This is a genomic window from Streptomyces coeruleorubidus (assembly GCF_008705135.1).
GTDB classification, from domain to species: Bacteria; Actinomycetota; Actinomycetes; order Streptomycetales; family Streptomycetaceae; genus Streptomyces; species Streptomyces coeruleofuscus.
Genome location: NZ_CP023694.1, coordinates 6426086 through 6450727, shown reverse-complemented (window position 1 = coordinate 6450727; position 24642 = coordinate 6426086). Strand labels below are relative to the sequence as shown.

At 71.4% G+C, this 24642-nt stretch carries 15 protein-coding genes and 1 pseudogene; 10 read left to right on the top strand and 6 right to left on the bottom strand.

The window, feature by feature from the left end; genetic code table 11:
- The first annotated feature begins 4 nt into the window (after positions 1-4).
- From CP976_RS29960 to CP976_RS29950, 3 genes are all read left to right on the top strand, one after another.
- Positions 5-2065 carry a M4 family metallopeptidase gene (locus CP976_RS29960; RefSeq protein WP_150483119.1) on the top strand — a complete coding sequence of 687 codons (2061 nt, stop codon included), beginning with the start codon at positions 5-7 and terminating at the stop codon, positions 2063-2065.
- Positions 2066-2275: 210 nt separating this feature from the next.
- Entirely contained in the window at positions 2276-3922 is a 1647-nt protein-coding gene (locus tag CP976_RS29955) for a M4 family metallopeptidase (protein WP_150483118.1), read from the top strand.
- Between the two features lie 68 nt (positions 3923-3990).
- Positions 3991-4512 (top strand): DUF1990 domain-containing protein, encoded by a 522-nt coding sequence (locus CP976_RS29950; RefSeq protein WP_150483117.1) that lies wholly within the window; start codon positions 3991-3993, stop codon positions 4510-4512.
- A 50-nt stretch (positions 4513-4562) separates the two neighbouring features.
- On the opposite strand, the gene CP976_RS29945 is transcribed toward CP976_RS29950, so the two are convergent.
- On the bottom strand, positions 4563-7181 hold the full coding sequence (locus CP976_RS29945) for a glycosyltransferase family 1 protein (protein WP_150483116.1): 2619 nt from the start codon (positions 7179-7181) through the stop codon (positions 4563-4565).
- A gap of 289 nt (positions 7182-7470) precedes the next feature.
- Between CP976_RS29945 and CP976_RS29940 the strand changes: the two genes are divergently transcribed.
- The 5 genes and pseudogenes from CP976_RS29940 (at position 7471) to glgB (ending at position 17238) form a co-directional block, all read left to right on the top strand.
- Entirely contained in the window at positions 7471-8673 is a 1203-nt protein-coding gene (locus CP976_RS29940) for a S8 family peptidase (protein ID WP_150483115.1), read from the top strand.
- A 215-nt stretch (positions 8674-8888) separates the two neighbouring features.
- A pseudogene (locus CP976_RS29935) lies at positions 8889-11008 on the top strand (alpha-1,4-glucan--maltose-1-phosphate maltosyltransferase).
- The gene (gene treS, locus CP976_RS29930; RefSeq protein ID WP_150483114.1) at positions 11005-12705 is read left to right on the top strand and encodes a maltose alpha-D-glucosyltransferase; all 1701 of its coding nucleotides are present in this window, start codon (positions 11005-11007) and stop codon (positions 12703-12705) included. The pseudogene CP976_RS29935 and the gene treS overlap by 4 nt, the downstream one beginning before the upstream one ends.
- A gap of 190 nt (positions 12706-12895) precedes the next feature.
- A complete protein-coding gene (locus tag CP976_RS29925) occupies positions 12896-14338 on the top strand; it encodes a maltokinase N-terminal cap-like domain-containing protein (RefSeq protein ID WP_150483113.1) in 1443 nt (480 codons plus the stop codon).
- Between the two features lie 41 nt (positions 14339-14379).
- Complete coding sequence (glgB, locus tag CP976_RS29920; RefSeq protein WP_229876552.1) at positions 14380-17238, top strand: 1,4-alpha-glucan branching enzyme; 2859 nt, start codon at positions 14380-14382, stop codon at positions 17236-17238.
- Positions 17239-17380: 142 nt separating this feature from the next.
- Here glgB and CP976_RS29915 read toward each other — a convergent pair whose 3' ends face one another.
- The 4 genes from CP976_RS29915 to CP976_RS29900 form a co-directional block, all read right to left on the bottom strand.
- The gene (locus tag CP976_RS29915) at positions 17381-19660 is read right to left on the bottom strand and encodes a HelD family protein (protein WP_150483112.1); all 2280 of its coding nucleotides are present in this window, start codon (positions 19658-19660) and stop codon (positions 17381-17383) included.
- Between the two features lie 124 nt (positions 19661-19784).
- Positions 19785-20099: a thioredoxin family protein gene (locus CP976_RS29910; RefSeq protein WP_150485562.1), complete on the bottom strand. Its 315-nt coding sequence runs from the start codon at positions 20097-20099 to the stop codon at positions 19785-19787.
- Positions 20096-20509, bottom strand: a complete 414-nt coding sequence (locus tag CP976_RS29905) for a MerR family transcriptional regulator (protein ID WP_150483111.1) — start codon at positions 20507-20509, stop codon at positions 20096-20098. Before CP976_RS29905 ends, CP976_RS29910 begins: the two co-directional genes overlap by 4 nt.
- A 29-nt stretch (positions 20510-20538) precedes the next feature.
- On the bottom strand, positions 20539-21048 hold the full coding sequence (locus tag CP976_RS29900; protein WP_229876554.1) for an Lrp/AsnC family transcriptional regulator: 510 nt from the start codon (positions 21046-21048) through the stop codon (positions 20539-20541).
- Positions 21049-21093: 45 nt separating this feature from the next.
- Between CP976_RS29900 and CP976_RS29895 the strand changes: the two genes are divergently transcribed.
- Together CP976_RS29895 and CP976_RS29890 are read left to right on the top strand one after the other, a co-directional pair.
- On the top strand, positions 21094-22008 hold the full coding sequence (locus CP976_RS29895; protein ID WP_150483110.1) for an NAD-dependent epimerase/dehydratase family protein: 915 nt from the start codon (positions 21094-21096) through the stop codon (positions 22006-22008).
- A gap of 1 nt (position 22009) precedes the next feature.
- Positions 22010-22885, top strand: coding sequence for an aldo/keto reductase (locus CP976_RS29890; protein WP_150483109.1), 876 nt, complete (start codon positions 22010-22012; stop codon positions 22883-22885).
- Between the two features lie 254 nt (positions 22886-23139).
- Here CP976_RS29890 and CP976_RS29885 read toward each other — a convergent pair whose 3' ends face one another.
- Complete coding sequence (locus CP976_RS29885; protein ID WP_150483108.1) at positions 23140-24639, bottom strand: AAA family ATPase; 1500 nt, start codon at positions 24637-24639, stop codon at positions 23140-23142.
- Positions 24640-24642: the final 3 nt, after the last annotated feature.

Sequence of the window (24642 nt, the reverse complement as noted above, 5' to 3'; positions counted from 1 at the left end):
AGTGTTGAGAAGCAGTTCCTCGCGAAGAAGCACCTCTCACAGACGCACTCCCCACACGCCCCGCCGCACCGCGGCCGTGGCCCTCGCCGGCGTCGCCGCGCTGATCGCCGCCGCCGTGCAGAGCGGCACCGCCACCGCAGCCCCGGAGAAGGCACCGTCGGCCGCGAGCAAGGCGAACCCCGGCTCGGAGTCGGTCCGGCTCTCCCCCGCCCAGCGCGCCGCCCTGATCCGCGAGGCCGACGCGGACAAGGCCGGGACGGCGAAGGACCTGGGCCTCGGCGCCAAGGAGAAGCTGGTCGTCCGCGACGTCCTCAAGGACCGCGACGGCACCCTGCACACGCGCTACGAGCGCACCTACGACGGCCTGCCGGTCCTCGGCGGCGACCTCGTCGTGGAGAGCACGAAGGCGGACGACACGGCCGCCGTCGTGAAGGCCGCCCGCGCCGCGATCAAGCCGGCCACGACGAAGACCGCGGTGTCCGCCGCGAAGGCCCGGCAGCAGGCCCTGGCCGCGGGCAAGGCCGAGGACGCCAGGAACCCGGCCGTCAACCGGGAGCCCCGCAAGGTGATCTGGGCCGCGAACGGCAAGCCGGTCGTGGCGTACGAGACGGTCGTCGGCGGCTTCCAGCACGACGGCACCCCGCAGGAACTGCACGTCGTCACCGACGCCACCACCGGCGAGAAGCTGTACGCGTGGGAGGCCATCGAGAACGGCACCGGCAACACGGTGTACTCCGGCACGGTCGACCTCACGACCACGCAGTCGGGTTCGGCGTACAACCTCACCGACGGCGCCCGCGGCAACCACAAGACGTACAACCTCAACCGCGGCACCTCCGGTACCGGCACCCTCTTCTCCGGCGCCGACGACGTCTGGGGCAACGGCAGCCCCTCCGACCTGGAGTCGGCCGCCGCCGACGCGCACTACGGCGCCGCGCTGACGTGGGACTACTACAAGAACGTGCACGGCCGCAGCGGCATCCGCGGCGACGGGGTGGGCGCGTACTCGCGGGTCCACTACGGCAACAACTACGTCAACGCGTTCTGGTCGGACAGCTGCTTCTGCATGACGTACGGCGACGGCTCGGGCAACGCGAACCCGCTGACGTCGATCGACGTGGCCGCGCACGAGATGACCCACGGGCTCACCTCGAACACCGCGGGCCTCAACTACAGCGGCGAGTCCGGCGGGCTGAACGAGGCGACCTCCGACATCTTCGGCGCGACCGTCGAGTTCTTCGCCAAGAACTCCTCCGACGTCGGTGACTACCTCATCGGCGAGGAGATCGACATCAACGGCGACGGCACGCCGCTGCGCTACATGGACAAGCCCAGCAAGGACGGCTCGTCCAAGGACGCCTGGTACTCGGGCATCGGCTCGATCGACGTGCACTACTCCTCGGGCCCGGCGAACCACTTCTTCTACCTGCTGAGCGAGGGCAGCGGCACCAAGACCATCAACGGTGTCACCTACGACTCGCCCACCTCGGACGGCCTTCCGGTCACCGGCATCGGCCGGGACAAGGCGGAGAAGATCTGGTTCCGCGCGCTGACCACCAAGTTCACCTCGACCACCAACTACGCGGGCGCCCGCACCGGCACCCTCGCGGCGACCGGTGAGCTCTACGGCACCGACAGCGCCGAGTACAAGGCGGTCCAGGACGCGTGGGCGGGCGTGAACGTCGGCGCCCGCTCCGGTGGCGGAGGCGGTGGCGGTACGTCCTTCGAGAACACCGCCGACGTGGCGATCCCGGACCGGGGCGCGGCGGTCACGTCGCCGGTCACCGTCTCCGGCCGGACGGGCAACGCGCCGTCCAACCTCCAGGTCGCCGTGGACATCGTCCACACCTACATCGGTGACCTCCAGGTGCAGCTCGTCGCCCCCGACGGCACGGCGTACACGCTGAAGGGCTACGGAACCGGCGGCAGCGCGGACAACATCGCCACCACCTACACGGTGAACGCCTCCTCCGAGGCCGCCAACGGCGTCTGGCAGCTGCGGGTCCAGGACAACGCGGCCCGCGACACCGGATACATCAACAGCTGGAAGCTCACCTTCCCGTAGGCCCCTTCGCGGTCTGCCCAGGGCAGGGCGCCGCCCCGGTGGGTTCGACTCCCCCGGGGCGGCGCCCGTTTCACGTCTCCGGTGCGACACGTCGCCGTCGTTTTCCGGCCAACATCACGTGGCGCTCCTGACATGTACGCGTCCCAGGTGCCACTCTTCCCCCACCCGCCGCACAGCACCGCAGCACTTCCCCCACATCTAGGAGCTCGTGTGACCTCCCCTCTCTACGCGCGTCACAAGCGCACCACGCTGGCCATCGCCACCGCCGTCGCGGCCGGCGCCCTGCTCACCACCGGTCTGACCTCCGGCAGCAGCGTCGCCGCCGACTCCGCGAGCAAGCCGACGCTCGCCGCCGCCCCCGTCCTCCTCACCGCGCCCGCCCGCGCCGCACTCATCAAGGAGCAGCAGGCCGACGCCACCGGGACCGCCGACGAGATAGGCCTCGGCGACCAGGAGAAGCTGGTCGTCAAGGACGTCGTGAAGGACGCCGACGGCACCGTCCACACCCGCTACGAGCGCACCTACGCGGGCCTGCCGGTCCTCGGCGGCGACCTCGTCGTGCACGAGTCGAAGTCGGGCGGGGCCTTGGGCGTCACCAGAGCGACGAAGGCCGCGCTCAAGGTCGCCTCGCTCAAGCCGGCGGTCCCCGCCGCCAAGGCCGAGAAGCAGGCCGTGACGCTCGCCAAGGCGGCCGGCTCGGAGAAGACCGAGGCGAACTCCACGCCCCGCAAGGTGATCTGGGCGGCCGACGGCAAGCCCGCCCTCGCCTACGAGACGGTCGTCGGCGGCCTCCAGGAGGACGGCACCCCGAACGAACTGCACGTCATCACGGACGCCGCCACCGGCAAGAAGCTCTACGAGTACCAGGGCATCGAGACCGGCACCGGCAACACCACCTACAGCGGCAAGGTCACCATCGGCACCACGAAGTCCGGGTCGTCCTACACCCTGACGGACGGCACGCGCGGCGGCCACAAGACGTACAACCTCAATCGCGGCACCTCCGGCACCGGCACCCTCTTCTCCGGCTCCGACGACGTCTGGGGCACCGGCAACCCCTCCAACCTGGAGACCGCCGCCGCCGACGCCCACTACGGCGCCCAGGTGACCTGGGACTTCTACAAGAACACCTTCGGCCGCAGCGGCATCCGCAACGACGGCAAGGCGGCCTACTCACGCGTCCACTACGGCAACAACTACGTGAACGCCTTCTGGTCGGACGGCTGCTTCTGCATGACCTACGGCGACGGCTCGGGCAACACCCACCCGCTGACCTCGCTCGACGTGGCCGCGCACGAGATGAGCCACGGCCTGACGTCGGCCACGGCCGGCCTCAACTACAGCGGCGAGTCCGGCGGTCTGAACGAGGCGACCTCCGACATCTTCGGCGCGGGCGCGGAGTTCTTCGCGGGCAACTCCTCCGACGCCGGTGACTACCTCATCGGCGAGGAGATCGACATCAACGGCGACGGCTCCCCGCTGCGCTACATGGACAAGCCCAGCAAGGACGGCGACTCCGCCGACGCCTGGTCGTCCAGCCTGGGCGGCCTGGACGTCCACTACTCCTCCGGTCCCGCCAACCACTTCTTCTACCTGCTGTCCGAGGGCAGCGGCACGAAGACCATCAACGGCGTGACCTACAACTCGCCGACGTCCAACGGCTCCACGGTCACCGGCATCGGCCGCACCAAGGCGCTCCAGATCTGGTACAAGGCGCTGACGACGTACATGACGTCGACGACCAAGTACGCGGGCGCCCGCACGGCGACCCTGAACGCGGCCTCGGCGCTGTACGGCGCCAGCAGCGCCGAGTACAAGGCGGTCGCGTCCGCCTGGTCCGCCGTCAACGTGGGCTGACCGAAGCGCGGCTGAGGGCGGTACCCGGAGCGAAGGCACATCCGGGTACCGCCCTAGTCTTGGTGACCATGTCTTCGGAAGACTTCACCTATGCCGACGTCGGCGCCACCCGTGACGAGGGCTTCTGCCCGCCGGGCTTCCACCCCATGAACGTGCGCACCCGCCTCGGGGAAGGCGAGGAGGTCTTCCGCCGGGCCTCGGAGGCGGTGCTCACCTGGGAGATGCACCGGGCCCTGGGCGTCGGCATCGACGCCGGCGCGGACCGGGCCGCCCCCGGCGTCGACGTCACCGTCACCCTCGCCGGCATGATCAAGGCCCCCTGCCGTGTGGTGTGGACGGTCGAGGAGCCCCGCCGCGCCGGCTGGGCCTACGGCACGTTGCCCGGCCACCCGGAAAGCGGCGAGGAGTCGTTCGTCGTCGACCGCACGGGAGACGGCACGGTCTGGCTGACGGTGAACGCCTTCAGCCGCGCCGCAAAGTGGTACGCAAGGGCCGGCGGCCCGGCAACCAGGGGCTTCCAGCACGCGTATGCGCGGCGGTGCGGCAATGTCCTACGGAACCTGGCAACGCAGGGTGGTGCGGAAGCCTGAAGGGGCGCGGGGAACTGCGCAACAAGCCCCCACGCACCCGCAGGCAACCCTCAACGCATCAACAACCCTGCAGCCTCCACCAACTCCTCAGACGGCCCGGCCACAAGCCCCAACTCGGCACTGGAAGCCAACAGCCGGTGAGCCGGCAGGATCCGCACCGTATACCCAAAAGGCCCGGTGCGATCCAGTGACAAGGGCCCCTCATAAACCCAGCGCCCGTCCTGGTCGGGAGACCCCACCGGCTTCAACGGAACGACCGCCGCGTCAGCGATGTGGTCCTCCTCGTCCACCCGCCCCGAAACGGCCTGCACCTCCACGTCTTCCGGCCCGAGCTCGCCGAGACCGACCCGCACGCGAAGCCCCAGCGTCGTACCCAGCTCCGCAAGCACCTCCGACGCCGACGTCTCCACATGGTCGACGGTGACCCCCGGCCAGGCCGCCCGCACCCTGGTCTTCCACTCGGCGAGATCGCGCGCCGCGTCCGGGCCCATGGACCGGTGGGAGAGCGCAGCGGGCGCGTAGAGCCGCTCCACGTACTCGCGGACCATCCGCCCGGCCAGCACCTTCGGCCCGAGCAGGCTCAGCGTCTGGCGGACCATCTCGATCCACCGGTCGGGCAGCCCGCTCCGTCCCCGCTCGTAGAAGCGGGGCGTCACCCGCTGCTCCAGCAGGTCGTACAGCGCCGCGGCCTCTATGTCGTCGCGGTGGTCCGGGTCGGTCCCCACACCGTCGGCCGTGGGAATGGCCCAGCCGAAGTCGGGCTGGAACCACTCGTCCCACCACCCGTCCAGGACGGACAGATTGAGACAGCCGTTGAGCGCCGCCTTCATCCCGGACGTGCCGCAGGCCTCCAGCGGCCTAAGAGGGTTGTTCAGCCAGATGTCGCACCCCGGGTACAGCTTCTGCGCCATCCCCATGCCGTAGTCCGGCAGGAACACGATCCGGTGCCGTACCCGCGGATCGTCCGCGAACCGCACCAGCTCCTGCACCAGCCGCTTCCCGCCGTCGTCCGCGGGGTGCGCCTTGCCCGCAACGACGATCTGGATCGGCCGCTCGGGATGCAGCAGCAGGTCCATCAGCCGGTCGCGATCGCGCAGCATCAGCGTCAGGCGCTTGTACGACGGGACGCGCCGCGCGAAGCCGATGGTGAGGACGTCCGGGTCGAGCACGCCGTCGATCCAGCCCAGCTCGGCCGTGTGGGCGCCGCGCTGCCGCCAGGAGGCCCGCAGCCGCTCCCGCACCTCCGTCACGAGCTGCTCGCGCAGCCCCCGCCGCAGCTCCCAGATCTCCTGGTCGGGGATGTCCGCCACCGCGTCCCAGCGGTCCGAGCCGCCGACGGTCAGCGCGTCCTCGGCGCGGTGGACGCCGATCTGCCGGGCGCCGAGCCGGAACACCTCCGGGGCGACCCAGGTGGGCGCGTGCACACCGTTCGTCACGGAGGTGATCGGCACCTCGTCGGTGTCGAACCCGGGCCACAGGCCGGAGAACATCTCGCGGCTGACGTTGCCGTGCAGCAGGGAGACGCCGTTGGCGCGCTGGGCGAGGCGCAGGCCCATCACGGCCATGTTGAACAGGTTGGGCTCCCCGCCGGGGTAGGTCTCCATGCCGAGCCTGAGGACGCGCTCGACGTCGATGCGGGGCAGTTCGGCGTCGGGGCCGAAGTGGCGGGCGACCAGCTCGCGGTCGAAGCGGTCGATGCCGGCCGGGACGGGCGTGTGGGTGGTGAAGACGGTCCCGGAGCGGACCGCCTCCAGCGCCGAGTCGAAGTCCAGGCCCTCGGCGCAGAGCTCGGCGATCCGCTCCAGACCGAGGAACCCGGCATGTCCCTCGTTCGTGTGGAACACCTCCGGCTCGGGGTGCCCGGTCAGCCGGCAGTACGTGCGCACCGCCCGGACCCCTCCTATGCCGAGCAGCATCTCCTGGAGCAGCCGGTGCTCGCTGCCGCCGCCGTAGAGCCGGTCGGTCACGCCGCGCTCGCCGAGGTCGTTCTCCTCGACGTCCGAGTCCAGCATCAGCAGCGGGACCCGGCCGACCTGCGCCAGCCAGATCCGGGCGTGGAGCTGCTTGCCGCCGGGCAGGGCGAGGGCGACCTGGGCGGGGGTGCCGTCGGCCTCCTCCAGGAGGACCACGGGCAGCTCGTTGGGGTCGAGGACGGGGTAGTGCTCCTGCTGCCAGCCGTCCCGGGACAGGGTCTGGCGGAAGTAGCCATGCCGGTAGAGCAGGCCGACACCGATCAGCGGGACGCCGAGGTCGCTGGCCGCCTTCAGGTGGTCGCCGGCCAGGATGCCGAGGCCGCCGGAGTACTGCGGCAGGGCGGCCGTGATGCCGAACTCGGGTGAGAAGTAGGCGATCGCGGCGGGGAGTTCGTCGGGCTGGGCCTGGTACCAGCGGTCGCCGGTCATGTAGTCGTTCAGATCGCCCGCGACCGCGGTGAGGCGGCGCAGGAAGCGGCCGTCTCCGGCCAGGTCCGCGAGCCGCGCGGGCGGCACGCTGCCCAGCAGCCGGACCGGGTCGCCGCCCGAGGCGGCCCAGCGCTCGGGGTCGACGGACTGGAACAGGTCACGGGTCTCCGCGTGCCACGACCAGCGCAGGTTGCGGGCCAGATCACTGAGCGGCCGGAGGGGTTCGGGGAGAACGGGTCGGACGGTGAATCGACGGATCGCCTTCACGGGTTCCACCTCGGCGCGTTCGCAGGATGACGCAGGGTTCTGACACAGGGCTTCATCGACGTCACCTACGACAGTACCGGCGTCGGTGCCGCCTCCGGTGAAGCTCCGCCACCCAATCCCCGATCGTCCGGAACCGCCCCATCCGCGGATATGGCCGATTCCGCCCCCATAGGCGTCCTTGTGGCGCTTCACACGCCACGAGAGGCTGCCCCTGGCGTACCGGCCCGCGCCTGCCGCACGCGGTGCTGCGCGGCAGCCGTACGCCGAATCGAGGAGGGGAACTCGGACCATGGCACGGACGCGCGCACGGCGTCTGCGCTGGACGGGGGGCCTGGCGGCGGCGATCTGTGCCGCGGCGTTTTCGGCCATCACCCTGCCCGCGCACGCCGTACCGGAGGGGCGGATACTCGGCGCCGGACAACCCGGCTCCGTGCACGGAAGTTACCTGGTGACACTGAAGGAGGGCACACGGGCTCCGTCGGCGGCCGGACGGGCCCTCGCCGAGAAGTACGGAGTGGACATCAGCCACATCTACGGCACCGTCCTGAACGGCTACGCGATCAGGACCGACGAGAGACGGGCCGGGCGGCTCGCCGCCGACCCCCGGGTCGCCTCGGTCGTCCAGGACACCCGCGTCCGGCTGGACCGCACCCGGCACGAGCCGCCCTCCTGGGGGCTGGACCGCGTCGACCAGCCGGGTCTGCCGCTGGACCGAAGCTACACCTGGCCGGAGTCGGCGGGCGCCGGGGTGACCGTGTACGTGATCGACACCGGCGTCCGGACCACGCACCGGGACTTCGGCGGCCGGGCGGGCCACGGCTGGGACTTCGTCGGGAACGACGAGATCGCCTCGGACGCCAACGGCCACGGCACGCACGTCGCCGGCACGGTCGCCGGGACGAACCACGGTGTCGCCAAGAAGGCCCGCGTCGTCTCCGTACGCGTCCTCGACGCCGCGGGGGCGGGCACCACGGCCCGGGTGATCGCCGGGATCGACTGGGTGACCCGGCACGCGAAGAAACCCGCCGTCGCCAACCTCAGCCTGGGCGGCCCGGGCAACGACCGGCTGGACGCCGCCGTCCGCGCCTCCATCGCCTCCGGCGTCACCTACACGGTCGCCGCGGGCAACGACGGCAGGCCGGCGGGTCTGTACTCGCCGGGGCGCGTCAAGCAGGCGATCACGGTCGGCGCGACCGACCGGAGGGATGCAAAACCGGCCTTCTCCAATCACGGTCCGGCCCTCGATCTCTTCGCTCCGGGTGTGCACATCACCTCCGCGTCCGCGGCGAGCGACACGGCGCGGGCCACGTTCTCGGGTACCTCGATGGCGGCGCCGCATGCCGCGGGAGCCGCCGCACTGTATCTGGCCGACCACCCGAGGGCGGCTCCGGCCCAGGTCGGGAAGGCCCTGGCCGACGGAGCGGCGACCGGGAAGATCTCCGGCCGGGGTCCCGGCTCGCCGGACAAGTTACTGCGGGTGCCGCACACCTAGGGCGAAGGAGCAGCCACGCGCAGGGGCCGGCCTCGTCCGCCGCGGACGAGGCCGGTCTTGTGTGTCGACATACGCGTGAGTAGTTAACAAAGTGCCGGATTGCCCACCCGAATAGGGTGGGAAGGCTCCTCCGGGTACCCCTCTCAGGAGCACCATGCAGGACCCACCTCCCCACAGACATCCGCCCACCCACGTTGACGCGGACAGGAGCGGTCATGCCCGCCAAGCACCATTCGTCACCATCCCCCACCCGCCGCACCGGGGCGCGCGCGCCCGGCGGCGAGTCACGTCCCGCGCGCCCGGCCGACGCCGGTCCGCACGTCCCGGAACCACCCCCCGTGGGCGAGGCGACCGCCGTCGGGCGCATACCCGTTCTCGATGTCCGCCCGGTCGTCCAGCGCGGGCGCCGCCCGGCCAAGGCCGTGACCGGTGAGACCTTCGAGATCTCGGCGACCGTGTTCCGGGAGGGGCACGACGCGGTCGCCGCCAATGTCGTCCTGAAGGATCCCGGGGGCCGCCCAGACCCGTGGACGCCGATGCGGGAGCTGGCCCCCGGGACGGACCGGTGGGGCGCCGAGGTCACGGCCGGCGAGCCCGGCCTGTGGACGTTCGCCGTGGAGGCGTGGGGCGATCCGGTCAGCACGTGGCGCCATCACGCGCAGATCAAGATCCCGGCGGGCATGGACACGGACACCGTCCTGGAGGAGGGCGCGCGCCTGTACGAGAGGGCGGCCGCCGGTGTGCCCGAGGAGGGGGGCCGACGTGCCGTGATCCTCGCGGCCGTCGAATCCCTGCGGGACGAGACCCGCCCGGCGGCGGCGCGGCTGGCGGCGGCGCTGACGCCTCAGGTGGACGAGGTGCTGGCCCGGCATCCGCTGCGGGACCTGGTCACCACCTCCGAGCCGCTGCCCCTGCTCGTCGAGCGGGAGCGGGCCCTGTACGGCTCCTGGTACGAGTTCTTCCCCCGCTCGGAGGGCACCCGGCAGCAACCGCACGGCACCTTCCGCACCGCCGCCCGACGGCTGCCGGCGATCGCGGCGATGGGCTTCGACGTGGTCTACCTGCCCCCCATCCACCCGATCGGCACCACCTTCCGCAAGGGCAGGAACAACACCCTCTCCCCCGGCCCCGACGACGTCGGCGTGCCCTGGGCGATCGGCTCGCCGGAGGGCGGCCACGACGCCGTCCACCCCGATCTGGGCACCCTGGACGACTTCACCTGGTTCGTGGCCCAGGCCCGGGAGCTGGGCATGGAGGTCGCGCTGGACTTCGCGCTGCAGTGCTCCCCGGACCACCCTGGGTGCAAAAACACCCCGAGTGGTTCCACCACCGCCCCGACGGCACCATCGCCTACGCGGAGAACCCGCCGAAGAAGTACCAGGACATCTACCCCATCGCCTTCGACGCCGACATGGACGGCCTGATCGCCGAGACCTGCCGGGTACTGCGGCACTGGATGGACTGCGGGGTGCGGATCTTCCGGGTGGACAACCCGCACACCAAGCCGGTCGTCTTCTGGGAGCGGGTCATCGCGGACATCAACCGCACCGACCCCGATGTGATCTTCCTGGCGGAGGCGTTCACCCGCCCGGCGATGATGCACACCCTGGCCCAGATCGGCTTCCAGCAGTCCTACACGTACTTCACCTGGCGCAACACCAAGGAAGAGCTGACCGAGTACCTCACGGAGCTGTCGGGCGAGGCCGCCTCGTACATGCGGCCGAACTTCTTCGCCAACACCCCCGACATCCTGCACGCCTACCTCCAGCACGGCGGCCGCCCCGCCTTCGAGGTCCGCGCCGTCCTCGCCGCCACGCTGTCGCCGGCCTGGGGCATCTACTCCGGCTACGAACTGTGCGAGAACACCCCGCTCAGGGAAGGCAGCGAGGAGTACCTCGACTCGGAGAAGTACCAGCTCAGGCACCGCGACTGGGAGACCGCCGAACGCGAGGGACGCACCATCACCCCGCTGCTCACCAGGCTCAACACCATCCGCCGGGAGAACCCGGCGCTCCAGCAGCTGCGCGACCTCCACTTCCACCACGCGGACCAGGAGGCGGTGATCGTCTACTCGAAGCGGCAGGGTTCGAACACGGTTCTGGTGGTCGCCAACCTCGACCCCCACCACACCCAGGAGGCCACGGTCTCGTTGGACATGCCGCAACTCGGCCTGGACTGGCACGAGTCGGTGCCGGTGCGCGACGAGCTCACCGGCGAGACCTATCACTGGGGCAGGGCCAACTACGTGCGCCTCGAACCGGGCCGTAGGCCCGCGCATGTCTTCTCGGTTCTGCGACCGTCCACCCCGCAGATCGGAGGGTCACCCACAACATGATCGTCAACGAACCCGTGCCGGACACCTTCGAGGACACTCCCGCCAGGGACCGGGACCCGGAGTGGTTCAAGCGCGCCGTCTTCTACGAGGTGCTCGTCCGCTCGTTCCAGGACAGCAACGGTGACGGCGTCGGTGACCTGAAGGGCCTGACCGCAAAGCTCGACTACCTCCAGTGGCTCGGCGTCGACTGCCTGTGGCTGCCGCCGTTCTTCAAATCGCCGCTCCGGGACGGCGGCTACGACGTCTCGGACTACACCGCCGTGCTGCCGGAATTCGGTGACCTGGCCGACTTCGTGGAGTTCGTCGACGCCGCCCACCAGCGCGGCATGCGTGTGATCATCGACTTCGTCATGAACCACACCAGCGACCAGCACCCGTGGTTCCAGGAGTCGAGGAAGGACCCCGACGGCCCCTACGGCGACTACTACGTGTGGGCGGACGACGACAAGCAGTTCCAGGACGCGCGGATCATCTTCGTCGACACCGAGGCCTCCAACTGGACCTACGACCCGGTCCGCAAGCAGTACTACTGGCATCGTTTCTTCTCGCACCAGCCGGACCTCAACTACGAGAACCCGGCCGTGCAGGAGGAGATGATCTCCGCGCTGAAGTTCTGGCTGGACCTGGGCATCGACGGCTTCCGGCTGGACGCGGTGCCGTACCTGTACCAGGAGGAGGGCACCAACTGCGAGAACCTCCCGGCCACCCACGACTTCCTGAAGCGGGTGCGCAAGGAGATCGACGCGCAGTACCCGGACACGGTGCTGCTGGCGGAGGCCAACCAGTGGCCCGAGGACGTCGTCGACTACTTCGGCGACTACGCGGCCGGCGGCGACGAGTGCCACATGGCCTTCCACTTCCCGGTCATGCCACGCATCTTCATGGCCGTGCGGCGCGAGTCCCGCTACCCCGTCTCCGAGATCCTCGCCAAGACCCCGGCCATCCCCTCGGGCTGCCAGTGGGGCATCTTCCTGCGCAACCACGACGAGCTGACGCTCGAGATGGTCACCGACGAAGAGCGCGACTACATGTGGGCCGAGTACGCCAAGGACCCGCGGATGCGCGCCAACATCGGCATCCGGCGCCGTCTCGCCCCGCTGCTGGACAACGACCGCAACCAGATCGAGCTGTTCACGGCCCTGCTGCTGTCGCTGCCGGGCTCGCCGATCCTGTACTACGGCGACGAGATCGGCATGGGCGACAACATCTGGCTCGGTGACCGGGACGCGGTGCGCACGCCGATGCAGTGGACGCCGGACCGCAACGCGGGGTTCTCCTCCTGCGATCCGGGACGGTTGTTCCTGCCCACGATCATGGACCCGGTCCACGGCTACCAGGTGACGAACGTCGAGGCGTCCATGGCCTCGCCGTCGTCGCTGCTGCACTGGACCCGCCGCATGATCGAGATCCGCAAGCAGAACCCGGCCTTCGGCCTCGGTTCGTACACCGAGCTGCCGTCGACGAACCCGGCGGTCCTGGCGTTCCTGCGGGAGTACGAGGACGATCTGGTGCTGTGCGTGAACAACTTCTCGCGTTTCGCGCAGCCCACGGAGCTCGATCTGAGCGCCTTCGAGGGGCGGCACCCGGTGGAGCTGTTCGGCGGGGTCCGTTTCCCGGCGATCGGCGAGCTGCCGTATCTGCTGACCCTGGCGGGTCACGGTTTCTACTGGTTCCGGCTGCGCAGGGACACCCTGTGAGGCCTGAGACGGCCTGACGAGGCCTGAATTGCGGGGCGGGACGCAAACCCCCGTGGCGGGGCGTTTCTCCCGCCCCGCCCGGGGCACGCATCAGTAACACCCCGCCCACCCGCGTGAGCCGGAGGGGCGCCGCCGGCACCTGCTGAAGGCCCCGGAGGCGCACCAATCATGGGTGAAAGGACGCGACGCCATGTCGGAAGCCGTCACACGCACCGTCACCACCCCGCCCGGCCTCCTTGCCTCCCTCGATCCGCTGCTGCGGGAGTGGCTGCCGCGGCAGCGCTGGTTCGCGGGCAAGGGGCGTCCGGTCACCGGGTTCACGCTGGTCGAGGCCACCGAGCTGCTCCCGGCCGCGGGCAAGCTCGGCCTGTACCACCTGCTCGTCCGCGCCCATCAGCCGCTCGTGCCGTCCCATGGCGCGCCCGGCCATCCCGGCGACTGTTACCAGCTGCTGATAGGCGTGCGCGAGGCGCTGCCGCCTCGGCTGGCGCCCGCGCTGATCGGACACCTGTCGACCGGGCCGCTGGCCGGCCGGACGGCCTACGACGCCCTGCACGACGCCAGGCCCGCCGAGCTGCTCCTGGAGGCGCTGCGCACCCAGGCCCGGATCGGCGGGCTCCGCTTCGAGCGGGACCTCGACCAGGACATCCGGTCCGGTCTGGTGCCGCGCGTGGTGACCGCGGAACAGTCCAACTCGTCGATCGTCTACGGAGATACGTTCATCCTCAAGCTGTTGCGCCGGATCGTCCCCGGGGTCAACCCGGACCTGGAACTGCCGCTGGCGCTGGCGCGCGAGGGCTGCCCCCGGGTGCCCGCGCCGACGGCCTGGATGGTCGCGGACGTCGACCCCACGGCGGACCCGGTGATCTCGCAAGGCCCGGCCGACCTGGCCGGCCAGCCGTATGTGCTGGGCGTGCTCCAGCCGTTCGTGCAGGGCGCCTCCGACGGCTGGGAGCTGGCGCTGCGCGAGCTGGCCAAGGGCGAGGACTTCGGCGCCGAGGCGCGGGCGCTGGGGCGGGCCACCGCCGAGGTGCACACCGCGCTGGCCCGGGCGCTGCCGACGGTCACGCTCGGTCACATGCAGCTCCAGCTCATGGTGGACGGCATGATCGAGCGGCTGGAGGCGGCCGTGCAGGCGGTGCCCTCGCTGCGGCCGTACGCCGGCGGGCTGCGGTCGGCGTTCACGGCGCTGGGCGATCTGGCCGCCGAGGGCCGCACCTGGACCGCGCAGCGCGTGCACGGCGATCTGCACCTCGGGCAGTGCCTGCGCTCGCCCGCCGGCGAGTGGAAGCTGATCGACTTCGAGGGCGAGCCGGCCCGGCCGCTGGCCGAGCGGCGCATGCCGCAGCCGGCGGTGCGGGACGTGGCCGGCATGCTGCGCTCCTTCGACTACGCGGCCCGCTCGGCCGATCCGCCGCAGCCGGACTGGGCCGAGACCTGCCGGTCCGCCTACTGCTCCGGGTACGCCGAGGCCTCCGGCCTCGATCCGCGCACCGACCCGGTACTGCTGCGTGCCTACGAGACGGACAAGGCGATCTACGAGGTGGTGTACGAGGCCCGGCACCGACCAGACTGGCTGCCGGTGCCCCTGGCCGCCATAGACCGGCTCGCCTCGTCCGGCCACCTGACCTGACCTGACATGACTGACCCACCTGCGTCCTGGAGGCTCCGCCCGTGACCCCCCGCCCTGAGTCCAGCGGTTCCCGCCCCAAGGGGACGGCCGGGGAGAAGATCCCCGAGCAGCCCACGGCCGCCCAGAAGAAGAGTGCCGCGAAGAAGACGGCGGTGCCGAAACAGGCGGCGGCCAGGAAGGCGACGGCCCCCGCGAAGAAGGCCGCCGTCAAGAAGACGGCCGTCACGCAGTCACCCGCGACGAAGGCGACGGCCAAGAAGACGGCCCCGGCGAAGACGACCGCGAAGAAGGCCGTCGCGAAGAAGGCGGCTCCTGAGAAGGCCACCGCGGCGAAGGCGACAGCCGAGAAGGTGGCCGCGACGAAGGCCACGGCCGAGAAGACGGCCGCGAAGAAGACGGCCGCGAAGAAGACGGCCGCCAAGAAGACGACCGCGAAGAAGGCCACAGCCAAGAAGGCCGCAGCCACCAAGGCGACGGCCACGAAGGCGGTTGCCAAGAAGACGACGACCAAGAAGGCGGTCGCCAAGAAGGCCACGACGGCGAAGGCGGCAGCCACCAAGGCCACCGCCACCAAAGCAACCGCCGCCAACCCTCCCGCCAAGAAGGCCCCCGCGAAGAAGGCCACGGCCAAGAAGGCCACCGCAGGGACGGCCACCGCGGGGAAGGCCACCGCCGCCTCCGCCCAGACCGTCCCGCCGGAGATGGAGCTCGCCGTTTCGCCCGCCCTCGGCGCGGCGGACCGGGACCGGCTGCTCAACGGCACGCATCACGACCCGCACTCCGTGCTCGGCGCACACCCCGTGCCCGGCGGGATCGCGTTCCGGGCGTTCCGGCCGTACGCCCTGTCGGTGACCGTCGTCGCGGGCGAGGTGCGGGCGGAGTTGCAGGACGACGGGGAGGGGTTCTTCTCCGGACTGCTGCCGCTGCGGGAGGTCCCGGAGTACCGGCTGCTCGTGGAGTACGAGGGGACGGTCCTCGACACCGAGGACGCCTACCGTTTCCTGCCCACGCTGGGCGACCTCGACCTGCACCTGATCGGCGAGGGCCGGCACGAGGAGCTGTGGACGGCGCTGGGCGCGCACCCGATGACCCACCAGGGCGTGACCGGCACCCGGTTCTCGGTGTGGGCGCCGAACGCGCTGGGCCTGCGCGTGGCCGGCACCTTCAACTTCTGGGACGGCACCGGGCACGTCATGCGGTCGCTGGGCTCGTCGGGCGTGTGGGAGCTGTTCCTGCCGGACATCGGCGAGGGCGAGCTGTACAAGTTCGAGATCACCCGCCCCGACGGTTCGAAGACGATGCGCGCCGACCCGATGGCCCGCCGCACGGAGGTGCCGCCCGCGACCTCGTCGGTCATCACGTCCTCGGGGTACGAGTGGGGCGACGCCGAGTGGCTGGACCGGCGCGCCGAGGCACCGGCGCACGAGGCGCCGTTCTCGGTGTACGAGGTGCACCTGCCGTCCTGGCGGCCGGGACTGACATACCGCCAACTCGCCGAGCAGCTCCCGGCGTACGTCAAGAACCTGGGCTTCACGCACGTGGAGCTGATGCCGGTCGCCGAGCATCCGTTCGGCGGCTCCTGGGGCTATCAGGTCACCGGCTTCTACGCGCCGACGGCCCGGCTGGGCACGCCCGACGACTTCCGGTACCTGGTCGACGCGCTCCACCGGGCCGGCATCGGCGTGCTGATGGACTGGGTGCCCGCGCACTTCCCGCGCGACGACTGGGCGCTGGCCGAGTTCGACGGCCGGCCCCTGTACGAGCACGCGGATCCGCTGCGGGCCGCGCACCCCGACTGGGGCACGCTGGAGTTCGACTTCGGACGCAACGAGGTGCGCAACTTCCTCGTCGCGAACGCCCTGTACTGGTGCGAGGAGTTCCACATCGACGGGCTGCGCGTGGACGCGGTGGCGTCGATGCTGTACCTCGACTACTCGCGTGAGCCGGGCCAGTGGACGCCCAACGAGCACGGCGGCCGGGAGAACCTGGACGCGGTGGCGTTCCTCCAGGAGATGAACGCGACGCTCTACCGACGGGTGCCCGGCGTGGTCACGATCGCCGAGGAGTCGACCGCCTGGGACGGCGTCACCCGGGCCACCCACCACAAGGGCCCGAGCGGCTTCGGCGGGCTCGGGTTCGGGCTGAAGTGGAACATGGGCTGGATGCACGACTCGCTCCAGTACATGAGCCACGAGCCGGTGTACCGCAAGCACCACCACCACGAGATGACGTTCTCGATGGTGTACGCGTACAGCGAGAACTACGTCCTGCCCATCTCCCACGACGAGGTCGTGCACGGCAAGCGCTCCCTGGTCTCGAAGATGCCGGACGACTGGTGGCAGCAGCGCGCCAACCACCGGGCGTACCTGGGCTTCATGTGGGCCCACCCCGGCAAGCAGCTGCTGTTCATGGGGCAGGAGTTCGCCCAGGGCGCCGAGTGGTCCGAGGCGCACGGTCCGGACTGGTGGCTCCTCGATCCGGGCTACGGGGCCGAGGCCGAGCACCGGGGCGTGCGCGACCTGGTCCGCGACCTCAACACCGTCTACCGCGCGACTGAGGCGCTGTGGCGGCTCGACACGGACCCGGCCGGTTTTGAATGGGTGGCCGGGGACGCCGCCGACGACAACGTCGTGGCGTTCCTGAGGCTGGACCCGGAGGGCAACCCGCTGCTGTCGGTGTCCAACTTCGCGCCGGTCGTCCGCCCCGACTACCGCCTGGGCGTGCCCGAGGACGTCCCCGCCTGGCACGAGGCCGTCAACACCGACGCCGCCGCCTACGGGGGCAGCGACGTCACCAATCCCGACCCGGTCAAGCCGGAGGCCCAGCCGTGGCACGGCCGCCCGGCGAGCATCCGGCTGACCCTGCCGCCGCTGTCGACGGTGTGGCTGCGCCCGGCGTAGGCGGCGGCCGGTGACACCGCTGTGACGGGAGGGACGGCCTTCCGTCACAGCCCGTCGCCCGGGCCCTGGTGGGGTGACGGCATGAGGCGTGCCACCCCACTCCCCGTGCCGCTCCCCGGGGTGGCACGACGAACAGCCGTCCCTACCCGAAGTGCTCGCCCAGAGCCTTCGGCAGCTCCCCGGTGTGCAGCACCCCCAGTCGCTGGGTGGCCCGCGTCAGGGCGACGTACAGGTCGCTGGTGCCGTAGCGGCCGGGCTCGACCACGAGGACGGAGTCGAACTCCAGGCCCTTGGCCTGGCGCGGGTCGAGGAGGACGACCGACCGGGTGAGGTCGGGTTCGGCGCCCGCCGTCACGCCGTCCAACCGGGCCGCGAGGCCGCGGTGGAGGTCGCGCGGGGCGATCACGGCGAGCCGTCCCTCGTCAGGGGTGAGCTCCCCGACCGCCTTGGCGACGGCGCCCGGGAGGTCGTCGGTGGCCCGCGCCCAGGGGCGTACGCCCGTGGAGCGGACCGAGCTCGGCGGCTCGAAGTCCGGCTGCTCGGCGCGTACCACGGCCGCGGCGACGTCCATGATCTCGGCCGGGGTGCGGTAGTTGACGCCCAGCCGGGTGTGCTCCCAGCGGTCCTCGACGTACGGGGCGAGGATGCCCGACCAGGAGCCGACACCGGCGGCCTCCGCGGTCTGCGCGGGGTCGCCGACGAGCGTCATCGAGCGGGTCGGGCTGCGCCGCATCAGCAGCCGCCACGCCATCGGCGACAGCTCCTGCGCCTCGTCCACGATGATGTGCCCGAACGCCCAGGTGCGGTCGGCGGCGGCGCGCTCGGCGGCGCTGCGGTGGTCGTCCTCCTCGTGCCGTTCGGCGAACCGCTCGGCGTCGATGATGTCGTGCGCGGACAGCACCTCGGAGGACTCGGGGTCGTCCTCCTCCTTGTCCTCGAACTCGTACGTCCGGGACGCGTACGACACGTCCAGCACGCCCTGCGCGTAGGCGATCTGCCGCTCCCGCTCACGCTGCGCGCGCTCCCGGGCCAGCCGGTCGTCCTCGCCGAGGAGTTCGGCGGCCTCGTCGAGCAGCGGCACGTCCGCGACGGTCCAGCGCCGGGTCACCGGGCGGCGTACGGCGGCGGCGTCCTCGGCGGGCAGGAACTCCTCGGGCGCGGCGAGGAAGTCGGCGACGAGCCGCTGCGGGGTCAGCAGCGGCCACAGCCGGTCGATGGCCGCCCAGACCTCGGGGTTCTCGGCGAGGTCGTCGCGGATCTGGGTGATGTCGCTGGGGTCGAGCAGGCTGGACCCGTCGAAGGGGTCGGTGCCGATCCGCTCGGCGTACAGCTCGGTGAGGGTGTTGAGGATGTGCCCCTCGAAGTGCTCGCGGGACGCGTTGTGCGGCAGCTTCGCGGCACGCGTGCGCTCGCGGGCGACGCCGACGAGGCCGTCGTCGAGCATGAGCACCTCGCGCTCGTGCTCGATCGTGATCACCGGGTCGGGCAGTGCCTGCCGGCTGCGCACGACCTCGGCGAGGACGTCGGCCATCTCCGCGCGGCCCTTCACGGCGGCGGCCTCCGGCGTGTCGGTGGCGGTCGCCTTCACCCCGGGGAACAGCTCGCCGACGGTCGCGAGGAGCACGCCGGTCTCGCCGAGGGAGGGCAGCACCTCGCCGATGTAGCCGAGGAACGCCGGGTTGGGGCCGACGATCAGCACCGCCCGCTTGGCGAGCAGTTCCCGGTGCTCATACAGCAGATACGCGGCGCGGTGCAGGGCGACGGCCGTCTTGCCGGTGCCCGGCCCGCCCTCCACCACGAGCACGCCGCGGTGCGGGGCGCGGATGATGCGGTCCTGGTCGGCCTGGATGGTCTGCACGATGTCGCTCATCCGGCCGGTGCGCGCGGAATTGAGCGCGGCGAGCAGCACGGCGTCGCCCGACGGGTCCTCGTGGCCGGTGCGGGTCTCGTCGCCGAGGTCGAGGATCTCGTCGTGCAGGTGGGTGACCCGGCGGCCGTCGGTGGCGATGTGCCGCCGGCGCCTCAGCCCCATCGGGGTGTGGCCGGTGGCCAGGTAGAAGGGGCGGGCGACGTCGGCACGCCAGTCGATCAGGACCGGTGTGCGGTCGGCGTCGTCCCTGCGCAGGCCGATGCGTCCGATGTGGTGGGTGACACCAGAGGTGAGGTCGATCCGGCCGAAGCACAGGGAGCCGTCCACCGCGTTCAGCGCGGCGAGCAGCCCGGAGCGCTCGGCCACGAGGATGTCCCGCTCGAGTCTGGCCTGCATGGGGGTGTTGCCCTGCGCGAGCGCGTCCGTGACGGAGGTCTCGGCGTCGCCGCGCAGCGCGTCCACGCGCGCGTACAACCCGTCGATGAATTCCTGCTCGTGCCGCAATTCATCGTCCGGAAATTCGGTGTTTGACAATTCCGCTCCCGCCCGGATATACTGTGCTCACTGAACTTAACTGTGGCTTCAATCGACTTGAAGTCACGAACAGACAAATATACGCAAGGAAATCCCCCGAGCGCAATTGCTCGGGGGATTTACTCGTTTCCGGGCGCGTCGCCTACAGCACGTCGGCCAGTTCCTCCAGCAGCCGCCGCTTGGCCCGCGCGCCCACCATCGACTTCACGGGCTCACCGCCGCGGAACACCATGAACGTCGGCATCGACAGCACCTTGTAGGCGTTCGTGGTCCCCGGGTTGGCGTCCACGTCGAGCTGCACCACCTTCAGCCGGTCGCCCTCCTCGGAGGCGAGGGCCTTCAGCACCGGCCCCATCTGCCGGCAGGGCGGACACCAGTCGGCGGTGAACTCCACCAGCACCGGCAGGTCCGCGCCGATCACCTCCGCCTCGAAGTCCGCGTCCGTCACTTCGATCACCACGTGTGCCTCCCCAGTTCGCACCGCGGCTCCGGGCCTCCCGGAGCCGCCGCCTCGGCGGCCAGCTCGGCCCGCGCCAGCTCCCGGGCGACCGTCTCCCGCACGGCCGTCAGCTGGCCGATCAGGGAGTCGAGTTCGTCCAGCTTGCGCCGGTAGACCGCGAGCGAGGCCGGACATGTGTCGCCCTCGGGGTGCCCGGCCCGCAGACACTCCACGAAGGGACGCGTCTCCTCCAGGTCGAACCCGAAGTCCTGCAACGTCCTGATCTGCTCCAGCAGCTTCAGGTCGCACTCGTCGTACGTGCGGTACCCGTTGCCCTCGCGCCGCGCGGGCAGCAGCCCCCGCGACTCGTAGTACCGCAGCGTCCGCGTCGTGGTCCCGGCCCGTGCGGCCAGCTCGCCGATTCGCATGCCGTCGAACGTAGTCCTTGACGCCGACGTCAAGGCAACAGCGGTTTCCGCTCCACCGGGGAGGTCAGCACGATCGACGTCGTGGTGCGGCCCAGCGCGGAGACCGCCTCCAGCACCTCCTCCAGGTGGACGGTGTCCCGGACGGCGGCCTTGAGGATCCAGCAGTCCTCCCCGACCACGTGGTGCACCTCGGTGATCTCGGGCCGCTCGATCAGCTCCAGGGTCCGCGGATGCTTGAGGTTGTAGCCGCCGTGCGGGTCGACCCGGATGAACGCCTGGATGCCGTAGCCGAGCCGGGCCGGCACGACATGGGCGCCGTAGCCGCTGATCACACCCGCCCCTTCCAGTCGTCGCACGCGTTCGGTGACCGCCGCCGGGCTGAGCCGGACCCGGCGGCCCAGCTCGCTGAGCTTGATCCGGCCGTCGGTCTGGAGGAGCTGGAGGATCTGCCGGTCCAGCGCGTCGAAGGCCACCGACGTTTCGTCGGCGGCGAGGCGTGGATGCCGTGGTTCTTTCGGCGTCGCGGCCTGAACTCCCATGGTTCCCCCTTCAAGGCGTGAGCGTGCGCCAGGAGAATTATGGTCATGGAAAAGGCCCTGGAAGTCCTGGTCATCGGCGGGAACCGTTACGTCGGAAAGCGTCTGCTCGCACGGCTGCTCGCCGAAGGGCACCGCGTCACGGTGCTGAACCGGGGGTCCTCTCCGCCGCCCGCCGGTGTGGAGCACGTGGTCGCCGACCGGGACGACGAGCGGTCCCTGACGGGTGCGCTCGGCTCGCGCGTCTTCGACGTCGTCGTCGACCAGGTCTGCTACACACCCCGCCAGGCGGCACTCACCCGCCGCGTCTTCTCCGGCCGCACCCGGCGCTATGTGATGACCTCCACGGTCGAGGTGTACGAGTACGAGGACTCCCCCGCCCTCGTGCGCGAGGAGGCCGTCGACCCGGCCACGGTCACCGTCGACCTCTCGCTGCCCTGGGACGACCCGGCGTTCCTGGAGGCGAACTACGGCGAGGGCAAGCGGCAGGCCGAGGCGGTCCTCGCGGCCGGCGGCCCGGCGTTCCCGTACGCGGCGGTGCGGGTGGCCCATGTGCTGGGCGGGGCCGACGACTTCACCGGGCGGCTGGCCCACTACGCCGAGCGGATGCGCACCGGCGAGCCGATCGCCGTGCCGGCGGTGAACCGGCCCGCCACCTACGTCCACGTCGAGGAGATCGGCCGGTTCCTCGCCTGGGCGGCGGGCGAGGGCTTCACCGGGCCGGTGAACGCCGCCTCCCACGGCACGCTGACCACCGAGGAGTTGTGCGAGGCGGTGGCCGCGCACGTCCCGGACGGCCGGACGGTGTTCCGGCCCGTCGAGGTCGGCGAGGTCTCCCCGTTCTCCTTCCGCCGGTCCTACGGCATGGACAACGCCCGGGCCGCCCGGCTCGGCTTCAGCTTCGGCGACGCCCGGCAGTGGCTGCCGCGTGCCGTCGCCGAGACGCTCGGGAAGGGCGACTGACATGCGGTACAGGACACTCGGCGGGCTGCGGGTGAGCGCGATCGGGCTCGGCGCGATGCCGCTGTCCATCGAGGGCCGCCCGGACGAGGAGCGCGCGCTGGCCACCGTGCACGCCGCGCTCGACGCGGGCGTGACCCTCCTCGACACGGCCGACTCGTACCATCTGCCGGGCGCGGAGCCCGGCCACAACGAGCGGCTGCTGGCCCGCGCGCTGGCCACGTACGGCGGTGACACCTCCGGCGTGCTGGTGGCGACGAAGGGCGGGCGTGGCCGCCCGGCCGGCGGCGACTGGACGGTGAACGGCTCCCCGCGCCACCTCAAGGCCGCCGCCGAGGCCTCCCGCAAGCGCCTCGGTGTGGAGGCGATCGGCCTCTACCAACTCCACAAGCCGGACCCCGACGTGCCCTTCGAGGAATCCGTCGGTGCCCTGCGCGAACTGCTCGACGCGGGCACGATCCGACTGGCCGGGCTGTCCAACACGGACGCGGATCAGATCCGCCGGGCGCGCGAGATCCTCGGCGAGAAGCTGGTGTCGGTGCAGAACCGGTACTCCCCCGCCGTCCGGGACAGCGAGCCGGAGCTGCGGCTGTGCGCGGAACTGGGGCTGGCGTTCCTGCCGTGGAGCCCGCTGGGCGGGCTGGCCCGCAGCTCTCTGGACGGGCCGTCGCGCACCGAGGGCAGGGCCCGCCTGGCCGCCTTCCACGAGGTCGCGGCGGACCGCGGGGTCAGCCCCCAGCAGGTCGGTCTGGCCTGGCTGCTGGCGCGCTCCCCCGCCGTCGTCCCCATCCCGGGGGCGAGCCGGCCGGAGACGGCCAGGGACTCGGCGGCCGCGGCGGACCTGCGGCTCGGCCCGGAGGAACGGGCACGCCTGGACTAGGGCGTGTCCGCAAAGTCCCGCCTGCCCCGCGACGCCCGGCACGCTCCCCCACTGCCTTAAGGGCGTGGGAGGTGCCCCCACTCGCCGCACCGTGCGAACACCCACGTACACAGTACGCGGGCGTCCGCCCGGCACTCCCCCAGCCTTCGGCCGGGGGGACCCCCAGAGCACGCACCGAACGCCGCGGGGCCCGCCCTCCAGGCGGACGACGGGACTTTACGGACACGCCCTAGGCCGCCGGGCCCTGAGGCCGGTCACTCGAAGGAGTCGTCCAGGCCTTGCTCCTCGTCCTCGGCGCCCCGCACCCCGAGCAGTCGCCGGGTCAGCCGGTCGTGGTCGGAGAGGAGTTCGCCGAGGGCGGCGCGGACGTCCCGTGCCTCGGTGCGGGGCGACTCGCGCTCGGCGGCGATGAGCACGGACCGGCGGACGAGCTCCTTGGTGAAGGACGCCGTCGTGCCCTCCGTGCGGGCCACCACCTCGTCGGTGATGTCCTGGTCCAGGCCGAGGCCGGAGCCGTACAGGCCGAGCAGACGGGCACGGCCGTCCGCGTCCGGCAGGGGGATCTCCACGGCGAGGTCGACGCGGCCGGGGCGCTGGGCGAGGGCCGGTTCCAGCAGGTCGGCGCGGTTGGTGGTGAGCAGGAAGGCGACGTCGGTGTCGTCGCCGAGGCCGTCCATCTCGTTCAGGATCTGGAAGAGCAGCGGCTGCTCGCCGCCGCCGTAGTCGCGGGCCTCGGCGATCAGGTCGCAGTCCTCCAGGACGACCAGCGCGGGCTGGAGCATCCGGGCCAGGGCGCAGGCCGGGCCGATGGCCTCGATGCCCGTCCCGGACAGGACGACGACCGTGAACTCGGGCAGGTGGGAGAGGAGGTAGCGGATGGTGTGGGTCTTGCCGGTGCCGGGCGGTCCGTACAGCAGCAGGCCGCGGCGCAGGTGCTGGCCGGCCGCGCGCAGTTGCTCCCGGCGCCGGGCCACGCCCACGACCTGCCGCTCCACCCGCTCCAGCAGCCCGTCGGGCAGCACGATGTCGTCCCGGGTGAGTCCGGGCCTGCGGTGGAAGCGGAACGGTCCGAGGCCGGTGCCGAACTCCGAGCCCTCGAAGGACAGGATCTGCCCCCGGAAGATGTTGAGCTCGCGCACGAGCACGTCGATCTCGGCGAGCAGCCGGTCGGCGAACTCCTTCTGACCGGCCAGCACCTCGATCTCCACCTTGTTGCGGCCGTACTCGTCCTGCGGCCCGCGCAGCAGCACGGCGAACCGCTCCTCGCCCTCGGCCCCGAGGTAGAAGCCGCAGGAGACGCAGGCGAGTTCGGCGTCGGGTGAGACCGGCAGCTGGGCGTAGTCGACGGCCCCGACGGTGAACCGGCCGTACCGGTCGGCCGCTTCGAGGATGTCGCCGAGCGTGAGGTCACCGTGGTGCTGCGCCCCGCGCATGCCGATGAGCTCGGACGACCGCCCCTCCCCCGCGAACCAGCGCTCCAGCGCGAGATGCACGTTGGGCAGGTCGTAGGGGGGATAGGCCACCTTGACCACGGGCCGCTCCCCGGCGCCGGCCCCCAGATGCTCCCGGAGCCGTCCGGACAGATCACGGGCACCGTCGCGGTCCTGCCGCCCGGGTCGGGCCACCGCCGTCAGGAACTCCTGGAACAGCTCACCGACCTGCTCCATGGACAACGGAGACGCCTCCCGCTCCGCTCCGTACCGGGCCCGGTACTCGTCCGAGCTCATGATCTCGACCTCGCCCGCTTCCCCCATGCG